Here is a 12,487-nt window from a genome sequence, read left to right as displayed (position 1 = left end):
ACTGCCCATGTTTTCCACCAGCTTTACCTGGAACGATTTTCTGTTTTTGCTGCAGGGGGCATGGGTCACCCTGCAACTGACCAGCTGGGCGATTTTGCTCGGCACCGTTGCCGGCCTGCTGTTCGGCCTGATGCGTGCCTTGCTGCCACGGGCCAGCCTGCCGCTGGCCTGGGTGCTGGATGTGTTTCGCAGCGTGCCTTTGCTCATTCAGTTCGTGCTGTTCAACTCGCTCAAGAGCATCGTCGGCCTGAACATCAGCGCTTTCAGCGTCGGCTGCATCGTGCTGGGGGTCTACGCAGCCGCGTACTTCACCGAGATCGTGCGCAGCGGCGTGCTGGCAGTGCCGTTTACCGTGCGCCGGGCCAGCCGTTCGCTGGGCCTGAGCTACCTGCAGGACCTGCGCTACATCGTGTTGCCCATTGCCATGCGCGTGGCCTTCCCCGGTTGGCTCAACCTAGTGCTCAGCGTGATGAAAGATACCGCACTGGTGATGTGGATCGGCATCGTCGAACTGCTGCGCGCCTCGCAAACCATCGTCACCCGCATCCAGGAACCGATGCTGGTGCTGTGCATCGCGGGCCTTATCTATTACGTCATGAGCCTGGTGGTTGCGCGCCTTGGTGCTCGCCTGGAAAAAAGGTGGCAAGAAAATGATTGAGATCGACAACGTCTACAAATCCTTCGGCGACCTCGAAGTGGTCAAGGGCGTCAGCTTGACCGTGAACAAGGGTGAGGTGGTCTCGATTATCGGCGGCTCCGGCTCCGGCAAGTCGACCCTGCTGATGTGCATCAACGGCCTGGAACCGATCCAGAAAGGCCATATCCGCGTCGACGGCATTGCAGTCCACGACCGCGCCACCAACCTTAACCATCTGCGCCAGAAAATCGGCATCGTGTTCCAGCAATGGAACGCCTTTCCACACCTCACCGTGCTGGAAAACGTGATGCTGGCGCCGCGCAAGGTGCTGGGCAAAAGCAAGGCCGAAGCCGAGGCCCTGGCGGTGCAGCAACTGACCCATGTGGGCCTGGGCGACAAGCTCAAGGCCTTCCCCGGCAAGCTTTCCGGCGGCCAGCAACAGCGCATGGCCATTGCCCGCGCCCTGGCCATGTCACCGGACTACATGTTGTTCGACGAAGCCACCTCGGCCCTCGACCCGCAATTGGTGGGCGAGGTGCTCGACACCATGCGCATGCTCGCCGAAGACGGCATGACCATGGTGCTGGTCACCCACGAAATCCGCTTTGCGCGGGATGTATCCGACCGCGTGGCGTTCTTTCGCAATGGCCTGGTGCACGAAATCGGTACCCCCGATCAAGTCATCGGCAACCCTGTGCACGCGGAAACCGCGGCCTTCCTCAAGTCGGTCAAATAGGAGCAGAACATGCGTTCATCGAAAGTCATTCATGTGGTCAGCTGTCACGCCGAGGGCGAGGTCGGTGACGTGATCGTCGGCGGTGTGGCGCCGCCGCCCGGGGCTACCGTATGGGAGCAGTCGCGCTGGATCGCCCGGGACGAGACCCTGCGCAATTTTGTGCTCAACGAGCCTCGCGGCGGGGTGTTCCGGCACGTCAACCTGCTGGTGCCGGCCAAGGATCCACGGGCGCAAATGGCCTGGATCATTATGGAACCGGCCGACACTCCGCCCATGTCGGGTTCCAACTCGATCTGCGTGTCCACAGTCTTGCTCGATAGCGGCATCCTGCCGATGACCGAACCGCAAACCCGACTGGTGCTCGAAGCTCCCGGTGGCCTGATCGAGGCCGTAGCCGACTGTCGAGACGGCAAGGTACAACGGGTCGAGATCAAAAACGTGCCCTCCTTCGCCGACCGCCTGGATGCCTGGATCGAAGTCGAGGGCCTGGGATCGCTCAAGGTCGACACCGCCTATGGCGGCGACAGCTTCGTACTCGCCGATGCCAAGGAACTGGGCTTTGCCATCAGCCCGGATGAAGCCAGGGACATCGTTGAGACCGGTTTGAAAATCACTCACGCCGCCAACGAGCAACTGGGCTTCACCCACCCGTTGAACCCGGACTGGTCGCATATCTCGTTTTGCCAGATCGCTGCGCCTGTGGTGTATGAGAACGGTATTGCCAGCGGCGCCAACGCGGTCGTGATCCGCCCGGGCAAGATCGACCGCTCGCCCTGCGGCACCGGTTGCTCGGCGCGCATGGCGGTGTTGCAGGCCAAGGGGCTGCTCAAGGTGGGCGAGCGCTTTATCGGCCGTTCGATCATCGGCTCTGAATTTCATTGCCGCATCGACTCCATGACCGAAGTGGCCGGCCGCGTCGCGATCTACCCGTGCATCTCCGGACGGGCGTGGATTACCGGTACCCATCAACACCTGCTCGACCCGAGCGACCCATGGCCACAGGGCTATCGCCTGTCCGATACCTGGCCGGGTGCCAACTGACCAGAGCATTTACGCAATACCCGTAGCAGCTGACGAGCGCAGCGAGGCTGCGTTCGTCATCTACAGGAACACTGCAACTGTGGGAGCGAGCCTGCTCGCGAAGGTCGTTCGCGAGCAGGCTCGCTCCCACAATAGGGCTTGACCTGCAACAGAGTATCTACATAAAACCGTGACTAAACGTATACGAAATACTATTTTAGCGACCGGAGGCAACAAACATGAGCAAGCGCATCAACTGGAGTGGCGTCTTCCCTGCGGTGACCACTCAATTCAACGATGACTTCAGCATCAACCTGGACAAGACCCACCAGGTGATTTCCAACGTCATCCGTGACGGCGTGTCGGGCCTGGTGGTCTGTGGCTCGGTGGGGGAAAACACCTCCCTGACCGCCGAAGAAAAAATCGCCGTGACCGAAGTCGCTGTGGCAGCCTCCGGCGGCCGGGTGCCGGTCATCTGCGGCGTGGCCGAGTTCACCAGCGTGCAAGCCGCCAAGGTGGCCAATGCCGTGCGCAAGGTCGGCGTCGATGGGGTGATGCTGATGCCCGCGCTGGTCTACGGTTCCAAGCCTTTCGAAACCGCCGAACACTACCGCTATGTAGCCAAGCACGCCGACGTGCCACTGATGGTCTATAACAACCCGCCCATCTACAAAAACGATGTCACCCCCGACATCCTGATTTCTCTGGCCGATTGCGACAACGTGGTGTGCTTCAAGGACTCCTCGGGCGACACCCGCCGCTTTATCGATATCCGCAATGAAGTAGGCGACCGTTTCGTGCTGTTTGCCGGCCTCGACGACGTGGTGCTGGAGAGCCTTGCCGTGGGTGCCGAAGGCTGGGTTTCGGGCATGTCCAATGTGTTCCCCAGGGAAGGCGAAACCATCTTCCGCCTGGCCAGGGCCGGACGTTTCGCCGAAGCCATGCCGATCTATGAATGGTTGATGCCGATCCTGCATCTGGACGCCCGTGCCGACCTGGTGCAGTGCATCAAGCTGTGCGAAGCCATTGCCGGTCGCGGCAGCGCCTTGACCCGTCCCCCGCGCCTGGCCCTGCCACGGGAAGATCGTGAATTTGTCGAACGAATCATGGCCAAGGCTCTGGCAAACCGCCCGCACTTACCTGATGTCGGTCTTTGATCAACGGCTTACTGTAGATACTCTGTTGCCGCCTCCCCCCTTGTGGGAGCGGGCTTGCCCGCTCCCACAACAAGCGCCACCCCGGCAAATCTATCCCTTCAGCAGCGCCTGCAGGTCATTGAACAAGGCTAACGGAATTTGCACCCCCTCCGCCTCGCTGCGCGCCCGCGCCTCATACCGGCGTTGCGACGGCAAGCGCGCGCCCTGCCCTTCGATCCCGGCAAACAAACCCTCGGCCCGGGCCAGATGCTCTTCGGTTGCCGCACCCAGAAAGCGCTGCGGATCAAACGCGATAATCAACTCGCCATGATAAGGCGATGACTTGCTCCCCGCGTCGTAAGCCAGGGACTCGGCGCTGGTCAAATCGCCAATCAGGGGCCCGGCAATCAACTCCACCATTGCCGCCAGTGCCGAGCCTTTATGCCCGCCAAAGGTCAGCATCGCGCCGCTGTCGAGCACCACATTGGCATCGGTGCTGGGTTGCCCGTGCGCATCAACACCCCAGCCCTCAGGAATAGCCTTGCCGGCCCGGCGATGAAGTTCGATATCGCCACGGGCAATGGCACTGGTGGCAAAGTCAAAGACAAACGGGTCACGCCCCGCCCGTGGCCAGCCAAAGGCAATGGGGTTGGTACCGAACACCGGCTGGCAGCCCCCCGCCGGGGCCACCCAGGCATGGCTCGGGTTACAGGCCAGCGCTACCAGCCCCGCCGCGGTCAACTGCTCGATTTCCACCCAGAGTGCGGAAAAATGCACACAACGATTGATCGCCAAGGCTGCAATGCCGTTGGCCCGGGTTTTTTCCTGTAACAGCGGTAAACCCGCCTGGAACGCCAACTGGGAAAACCCGCCGGCTGCATCCACCCGCACTATCGACGGCGCCTGGTCGATCACCCGCGGCGCGGCATCGGCCGAGACCTTGCCCGCGCGCAGTGAATTGACACAGCCCAATACCCGGTACAGACCGTGGGACGCGCAACCATCGCGCTCCCCGGCCAGCACCGTGGCGCTCACCGCGCGGGCATGTGCCTGGTTGAAACCGTTATGCAACAGGATCGATTCGGCAAGCTCGTAAGCCTGGGCCAGGGTCAGTCGTTTCATGGTCAGCTCCTTGAACAGACCTTTCAGACTGGACCATCCTCAGGCTCACGGCTTGATCGGTTCAGGCCGTGGGCATGACGAATTCAGCACAGAGCGGGCCATGAAAATACCCGGCAATTGCCTCAATCAACGCCGCATCCGTGACCGGGTCCAACCCCGGATACGGCTGGCCGTTATAGCTGCCGGTAAACGTCAGGACCGCCTCGATGCTGCCATTGTCCTGATACAGACTACGCATCTGCTGGCACTCCAGATCCTTGCTGTCAGTGCTGCGCAGCGCATAGTGCAACGCCAGCGCCGCGCCGAACTGCAGGGCACTGCTGTCAATCCCGTGCTTTCTGGCCAGATCGATACTGCGAAAGATCCGTTCGTTACGTTGCAGTTTGCGTAGTGGATCACGTCCGACACGGGCACAGGGGTCCTTGAAGGAGGTATTGCAGCGCTCCAGAAAGGTGGCTGAAAATGCTGCCACGGCATCTGCCATCTGCGGGTTTTCGGCCACCAGTGCCGGGCCGACTGCCTCACCGATCAAGCGCTGCGCCAGCTCACTGACGCGCGGGTCGCCCATGCCCTGCCCCAGCCAGGAGTACCCCAACAGGCTCGCATACCAGGCAATGATCGCGTGCGGGCCATTCCACAGCAGGTTCTTGATGACTTGTGGCTGGGTGATGTCGTCGACCGTCTTCACCTGGCGCAAGCGCTCAAGCAGATTGCTGCAGCGCTGGGCGTACAAGGGCATGTCCGGCTCGCTGTTGAACAGGATCAGATGCAATTGGCTCAAGGCGTTGCTGGACTGGGTAAAAGGTCGAAAGCGGCTGATCAGGCGCTCGTACTCGGGCACCGGAGTGCGCGGTGCGGCGCGAGGTGCGTCAGGCTCGTCATCGAGGCTGTTCTGGAACATCTTCGACTTGATCCGCAACTGGCGCACCAGCGCTTCGTTGGACAACTTTGAGACGATGCGGCTGACCACCGTTTCTACAAAGTGGGTGTTGTCCAGAATCTTGCGGCACAGCTCGGCAGACACCAGCAACTCCAGTTGCGCCTGCACATGGCGACGCACAAAGTCGGCACCGCCGACCTTGTTCAGCACAATCAAAATGGTCAGCTCACGCCCCCGGCGCTCGTAGCGGCGCACCAGGCCCCGGGCAATCACCCCGGCCTGCTTGCGAATTGCCGTTTCAGGCAGGCTCAGGCCGATGATTTCCGCCACGTCATACATGCGGATCACTGCTTCGGCGTCGTCCATGTCGATCATGCGCAGGTTATCGATGGTCTGATCGAAGGACGTGGCGCTGTAGCGCACACTGAAGCGGCCAAACGCCTGGATGGTCTCGCGCAGCATGCGTGAGCGGGTGGCGGCGATGATCTCGCAGGGTCGGGTGTAGCCGTCCCAGTGCGAGAAAATCTGCGTCAGGTAACCGCCGCCCATTGCGCCAAAACCATGAATACCGGCGCTGAACTGATTGAGGGTGGGCGGGAAACTGTCGGTCAGCGCGGGAGGACCGAGATCGGGCATGCACTCGTTCAGGTCACCCAAAAAACCGTGCATGCTGGTGTAGGCCTTGAGGGCGCAGTCCGCGACTTCAGGCGCTGGCGGCTTGATATCCTCAATCAGGATCGGCTGGCCGTCGGCACGAATGGCCGACAACAGACCGTTTTGCGAGTCCTCCAGCATAAGGCAATGCTCTGGCAGGCAATTGAGCGCGCTGGCCGCCTTGAGGAAAATCTCCGGGTGGGGCTTGCCCTGGGTCACCTCATCACCGCACACGGTAACGTCGAAATACTTCAGCACATTGGCATTGATCAGGTATTCCTCGGCGATGGCGCGACGGCTCGACGTAGCCACCGCCATGGTCAGGCCGTATTTGCGCAAGCGCTCCAGCACTTCCAGCAGGCCATCCTTGATCGGCACGCCGTGGTCACGCACATAGGCCAGCTCCAGCTCGTCGGCACGCTGGCGAACCTGGGCATAGGGGAAGTCTTCGCCGTGGTTGGCCCTGGCCAGGGCCTCGGCTTTTTTGGCACTCAGGCCTAATGAGCCGATCAGTGTTTCTTCACTCAATGGCGTGCCGTAAATCTCCTCGGCGGCCTGCTTGAGCGTTTTGAAGCGCAAGCGCTCGGTGTCGAACATGGTGCCGTCCATATCGAAGATGGCACTGAAAATTCTTTTACCCTGAAAATAAATCATCAACACAGCTCCTTGTAGCGCGAGCAATTATTGGCTGCCCGCGGAAACGCTTTGGATCAAAAACGTGGTTTCAAATACAAATCCCGGGCAGCAGAACGCACCATTGACAGCGGGGCGTGAGTGCACCGGAACGGCTGGCGGTCAGAAATAATCAGGCGGAGGGACGTAACAATGGCGCCAGTTGGCGCAGCTGCCCGAGAAGCAGGGTCTCAGGTGGGGGATAGCGAAGTTTGCGAGAAAGCGGGAAACAAACCCTGTGACTGCACTGATGCAGCATTTGACGTGAGGCCCACAGCTTGCAATCAGGGATGCGAAGTGTGAGCCCAACTGGCGATTGATACGTGTGATTCCATCCATAAGGGCGTTTTAATTTCCTGTAATACTACGACTGACCTTTTTAGCTATAACCCATGCAACACGTCTAAATCAAGGATTGCCTTTAGCAACAGGCTGTAACGACTGCGCAAAAAAACCGTCGGGCCAGGCCCTGACAGGCCGTCATGGCAGGCTCCCTGATGGCGAAGCGCCAAGCGCAACCCGGCTTGCGACTGTATGATGGCGCGCTTGAGAAACAGGCTCGGGTCTCAAGCCTGCCCACCGTTCAGGAGCTGTGCATGAACATGCTTTACCGGACTTTCAGCCAGGGAGAGTCCGCCCCGCGATTCTCTCTCAGTTTGCTCAGCCTCGGCCTGCTGCTGGGCAGCGCCATGCCTGCGGCACATGCAGCAGGGACCGAACTGCCGGCTACGTCGGTGACGGCCACGGACAACGGCGATTATCAGGCCGACAACGCCTGGGTCGGTGGTTTCGACGCGGCGCCCTTGCTCGATACGCCGGCCGCCATTGCGGTGTTTACCGATGCCCTGATTGAAGACCAGCAAGCCCGCCTGCTCAGCGATGTGCTGAAAAACGACGCATCGGTCGGCGAAAGCTACGCGCCCGTCGGCTACTACGAGAATTTTGTAGTGCGCGGCTTTTCGCTGAACTCGGCCAGCAGCTACAAGATCAATGGCCGCACCATCACCGGCGAGCAAAATGTCGGGCTGGAAAACAAGCAGCAGGTAGAGCTGCTCAAGGGGCTTTCAGGCCTGCAAAGCGGCGTTTCCGAGCCCGGTGGTGCGGTCAACTATGTGACCAAGCGGGCAGCCGATGTGCGCTCTGTAACGGTGTCTACCGACGATCGCGGCAGCGGTTACATCGCCACCGATGTGGGGGGCTGGTTCGGCAGCGAACAGCAGTTCGGCCTGCGTGCCAACGTTGCCCATGAAGATATTCACTCTTATGTCGAACACGCCAACGGCCAGCGTGACTTCGCCTCTGTGGCGTTCGACTGGAACATCAACCCCGATGCCCTGCTGCAACTGGACGTGGAGTATCAGAACAAGGAGCAGCGCTCGGTGCCGGGCTATCAGTTGCTCGGCGGCAGCGAACTGCCGCATCACGCCTCGCCGAAAAAGCTGCTGGCGCACCAGAGCGGCTCGAAACCTGTGACCATTGATTCTCTGAATATCAACGGCAACTTCGAATACCGCTTCAACGACAGCTGGAAAGGCAGTCTGAGCGCCTCACGCAGCAAGGTGGTGATCGACGACTACAGCTCGTTTGCCTGGGGCGGTTGTACTGTCGGCTGCGTTACACCCAATGTCGGCAACTACTTCACCCCCGAGGGCGGCTACGACATCTATGACTTCCGCAGCCCTGACGATACCCGGCGCAATGATGAGGTGCAGGCAGCGCTCAGCGGTCGCTTCCATACCGGCGCAATCGGTCATGAGCTGACCGTGGGCAGCAGTGCATTCCGGCGCGTGGTGAATAATCGTGTAGCCATCAACCATAGTCTCGGCAGTGGCAATATCGACAGCGAGCCTGAAAACCTCGAGCGCTACAACGGCGCCCTCAACGACAGCCATCGCCGCCTGGACAGCCGCCAGTACGGGGTGTTTTTCAATGACCTGATCAGCTTCAACGAGCAATGGCAGACCATGATCGGCGGGCGCGAAGTGCGTCTGGATGAAAAGACCTTCGACGATCAGGGCGACACCACCCGCCACACCCAACGCTATGAATTCCTGCCCCAGGCCGCGCTGATCTACAAACCGGTGCAAAACATGACGTTGTATACGCGCTACAGCAAGGGCCTGTCCCTGGGTGGCACAGCGCCGTGGTTTGCCAGCAATGCCTTTGACATCCTGCCGCCCACCGTATCGCGGCAAATAGAGGCCGGGATCAAATACGACTGGCAGCGCATGCGCCTGAGCGCCACACTGTTCCAGATCCGCCAGGCGTACCAGTATGCTCGCCCCGAAAATGGCGAGTTCACTTACGTCCAACAGGGCCAGCAGAAAAACACCGGCATTGAGCTGGCGGCCAACGGTTGGGCCACTGACCGGCTGCAGATTGCGGCCAGCGTCGCGGCGATCCGCTCCCGGGTCAGCGGTAGCGGCACGCCCGAATATGAAGGCCACCAGACCATCAACGTACCCACCCTGCGCGCCAGCCTCTACGGCGACTACGCCCTGCCCTGGATCGACGGCCTGGCCCTGCTGGGCGGCGTGCAGTACAGCGGCAAGAAATACGCCAGCCAGGTGGGTACGGTACAGGCCGACGCCTACGCCATCTTCAATATCGGCAGCCGCTATAGCACCCGAATCGAAGGTTATGACACGGTGTTTCGCCTGACCGTCGATAACCTGTTCGACAAGCGCTACTGGCGCGATGTGGGCGAATACATGGGCGATAACTATGTCTTCCAGGGCGCGCCGCTGACGGCAAGGTTGAGTGCCTCGATCAACTTCTGATCATGCTGCATTGCAGGGGGCATGTAGCCTCCTGCCTTCACCCTCTTGCATAAAAGGCCTGCGTCCGGAACACACGAACGCTTGTCATTCAGCGACAATTCCCAAGCTTCTCGGTGCTTTCAGCTGGCCGAGACGCCAGGTATGGCAATGCTAATTTTCTGCACGCGCCGTGGATCACCCACTGCGCGCACAGGAGATTTACCATGCCAACGGACACCGCCTCTCCCGACTCGGGCCCCACCTGGTCAGCCCTGTTCAAAGACGACTGGGATACCTTTTGCTCACCGACTTCCCTCGCCGCAGTCGACTCGCCCGCGGCGTATCTGCAGGCGCTCTACCGGTTTGCCCTGGAAGTGGAGCAAACCGGCAAAGGCACTCAAGACAAAATCACCCTCGCCCAACGTGTACCTGCGCTCAAGGAACTGGTGATCAATGCTGAAAACACTTCCCGTCAGTTGCCACTGCTGACGCTGGTCAACGAGGCCCTGAACGCACCGGTCAAAACCTACCTGGACACGCATCGCGACATTTATGGCGGCCGCACGGTGCATCAGGTGCTGGCCGAATTACGCTACCCCTTTGAATTGCCTTTCGACCTGGCCCATCAGCAATGCGTGCTGGGGCTTGCGGGCAACAAGCCGGGGCTTGGTGCATTGAATTATCGCATCAGCCTGAAACTGCCCTATGACCAGCAGCCGGAGAACAAGTACGGCACGGTGCAGCAGCAAGCCTATGAGGCGCAGCGTCTGCTCACCCTGCTCAGCCCTGCACAACAAAACCTGTTGACCGAGGACTTTGAAGAACAGGGCACAGACACCTTTTACAAAAAACACTATGGCCACAGCCAGCCCATCACTGACCAACAACGGTTCATGCAGCACACCGGCCTGAGCACCGAGCAGTTCCATGAACTGCTTGCCCACGCCAGCTATCAGCCGCGCTTGTCTGGCAACGTCGTGCAGACGGCAGATCAGATTGCCCGGGATCACACTGCAGGCGCTCGCTTTATCAATGGCCCCTACAGAACAGGGCAAAAGAGACTGGGCCTGAGCATCGACTCATCAAAAAAAAACCACCTGCAAAATACAACTCCACAGCGTCATGACCGTTTGCAACGGATGATCCGCCTGCAACGCTGGCTCGATATGCCTTTCGCAGATCTGGATACCTTGCTCTATAGCATCGCCGGTTGTGAAGGCAGCAGCCCTGAACACCTTGCCATCAACGACAACAGCCTGCGTGCAATGGGTGTCTTTCGCTACCTGAACCAACGCTATGGCCTGACGCCCGGAACATTTTCGGCATGGCTTTACCACATGCCCGTTCATGGGGTCGGGCAACACCCATCGCTATTCGACCAGGTGTTCAACCCGCCGCACTGGCTCAACGCCCCCCTGACTCTCGACAACCAGCCGCTGGATCTCGGTACGACACAAGGGGTTCTGTATCGGGCCTGTGGCGCTCTGGGCCTCGAAGACACACCACAGTCCCTGGGGTTGCTGAAAACCCGTACCAAGCAATATTTCGCCACGCCTCGCCGGAATATCGAGACGTTTTCCAGCTTTTACCGACAGGCCACATTACCCGCAATGTTCGGACTGTCAGTCATGGACTGCGATCATCTGTGCCAGTTGCTGGGGGGCAAAACCTACCACCAGCAACTGGTCAAGCCGGGCTTGCGTCAGTCAGGCAGCAACTCGCCAGCGGACTTTCTCGATGTGTTGATGCAACTGGACTGGGCGGTTAGCTGGCTCAATGACAGCGGTAAAAGCGTTCAACAGTTACGCCAGCAATTGTTACTGGAGAGCACGTTGCTGCCCTCCTCCGTACAGCAGCGGCTCACGCAGGTCGAGGCGGTGTTGCAACGCATGCCCCAATATCTGCTGGCGCAATCCACACTCGATGAGCTGGACTTGCCGCAACCGGAAGCCGGTAGCAAACCCCTTGCCTACACCTGGAATGTGCTGCTGGCCAAAGGACTGCTCCGGGCCCAGTCCATGCTGCCCGCGCAACCGAAAGCGGACAGCCTGGAAAAAGGCGTGGCCTACATGGTCGACAAATACGTCAACCTGAGCCCCGATGCGGTGCGCAACCAGGCACTCAAGGCCCGGGTCAAGCAGACACTCAATACGCAGCTGTCCGCAGCCTACTCACAATTGCATCCTTTCAAGAAAGAAATAGATCAATTACTCAAGGATACCTCCCTGGCCAGCGAGGCCCCCGAGCTGATGAAACAGGCCTTCAGGCAAGCTTCGCGTATTTTCGCCAGTGCCCTTGGCAGTGATAAACCCAATGAATCCCTCAAACACCTGCTGCTGTTCTTTCCCCATGCAGAAACCGAACTGCAACTGCCCATCAGCCGTGAAGCCCTGCAGGCTTTTCTGCTTGACCCCGGTTGGCTGGAGTCCGAGCAATCGGCACATTCAACCCTCAAGTTAACCCTGAGCACCCTGTATCTGTTCCAGAGGTTCAGTCATTTCAGCGACGTTTACGGGATTAACCACGCCACACTGCTCAATTATCTGAACCAGGCCAACCCTCAAAACCAGAACGGCGAACAAACCGGTCTGAACTCGCAAACCAGCGAATTGCTGGCCCAGATGCTGGGGTGGAACGCCAGCGAGATAGAGGTATTGATAAAGCCCCTGCTGGAAAAACGCGTGCGCTCGATGACTGAACTGGACTGGCTGATGCGCTGCCATGAGACCGCCAGGCAGACAGGTCTTTCGGCAAGCATGTTGCTGATGGCGACAGGCTTGACCACCACCTTCAGTTCCGATGACTGGCAGCAGGTCGGCAGCGCCGTCTTCGCCACCGCCCCATGAGCGCAACGCTCATACATCTTTCCGA

Annotated in this window: 8 protein-coding genes; 6 read left to right on the top strand and 2 right to left on the bottom strand. The window is 59.7% G+C overall.

The window, feature by feature from the left end:
* Positions 1-7 precede the first annotated feature (7 nt).
* From V6L81_RS14365 to V6L81_RS14350, 4 genes are all read left to right on the top strand, one after another.
* Positions 8-658, top strand: a complete 651-nt coding sequence (locus V6L81_RS14365) for an amino acid ABC transporter permease (protein WP_095000330.1) — start codon at positions 8-10, stop codon at positions 656-658.
* Entirely contained in the window at positions 651-1,373 is a 723-nt protein-coding gene (locus V6L81_RS14360) for an amino acid ABC transporter ATP-binding protein (protein ID WP_095017989.1), read from the top strand. Before V6L81_RS14365 ends, V6L81_RS14360 begins: the two co-directional genes overlap by 8 nt.
* A 9-nt stretch (positions 1,374-1,382) precedes the next feature.
* On the top strand, positions 1,383-2,414 hold the full coding sequence (locus V6L81_RS14355; protein ID WP_095000332.1) for a trans-3-hydroxy-L-proline dehydratase: 1,032 nt from the start codon (positions 1,383-1,385) through the stop codon (positions 2,412-2,414).
* A 218-nt stretch (positions 2,415-2,632) separates the two neighbouring features.
* Positions 2,633-3,550, top strand: a complete 918-nt coding sequence (locus V6L81_RS14350) for a dihydrodipicolinate synthase family protein (RefSeq protein WP_095000333.1) — start codon at positions 2,633-2,635, stop codon at positions 3,548-3,550.
* A gap of 90 nt (positions 3,551-3,640) precedes the next feature.
* On the opposite strand, the gene V6L81_RS14345 is transcribed toward V6L81_RS14350, so the two are convergent.
* Both V6L81_RS14345 and mtlD read right to left on the bottom strand, forming a co-directional pair.
* Positions 3,641-4,651, bottom strand: coding sequence for an Ldh family oxidoreductase (locus V6L81_RS14345; RefSeq protein WP_095026453.1), 1,011 nt, complete (start codon positions 4,649-4,651; stop codon positions 3,641-3,643).
* Between the two features lie 61 nt (positions 4,652-4,712).
* Positions 4,713-6,839 carry a bifunctional mannitol-1-phosphate dehydrogenase/phosphatase gene (gene mtlD, locus V6L81_RS14340; RefSeq protein ID WP_338660074.1) on the bottom strand — a complete coding sequence of 709 codons (2,127 nt, stop codon included), beginning with the start codon at positions 6,837-6,839 and terminating at the stop codon, positions 4,713-4,715.
* A gap of 614 nt (positions 6,840-7,453) precedes the next feature.
* Here mtlD and V6L81_RS14335 point away from each other — a divergent pair.
* Together V6L81_RS14335 and V6L81_RS14330 are read left to right on the top strand one after the other, a co-directional pair.
* Positions 7,454-9,637, top strand: a complete 2,184-nt coding sequence (locus V6L81_RS14335) for a TonB-dependent siderophore receptor (RefSeq protein WP_338660073.1) — start codon at positions 7,454-7,456, stop codon at positions 9,635-9,637.
* Between the two features lie 203 nt (positions 9,638-9,840).
* A complete protein-coding gene (locus tag V6L81_RS14330; protein WP_338660072.1) occupies positions 9,841-12,462 on the top strand; it encodes a Tc toxin subunit A in 2,622 nt (873 codons plus the stop codon).
* The last annotated feature ends 25 nt before the right edge of the window (positions 12,463-12,487 follow it).

It is taken from the genome of Pseudomonas bubulae, assembly GCF_037023725.1.
GTDB lineage: Bacteria > Pseudomonadota > Gammaproteobacteria > Pseudomonadales > Pseudomonadaceae > Aquipseudomonas > Aquipseudomonas bubulae.
Note: the sequence above shows the minus strand (reverse complement) of the source record. Positions and strands in the feature narration are given on the sequence as shown.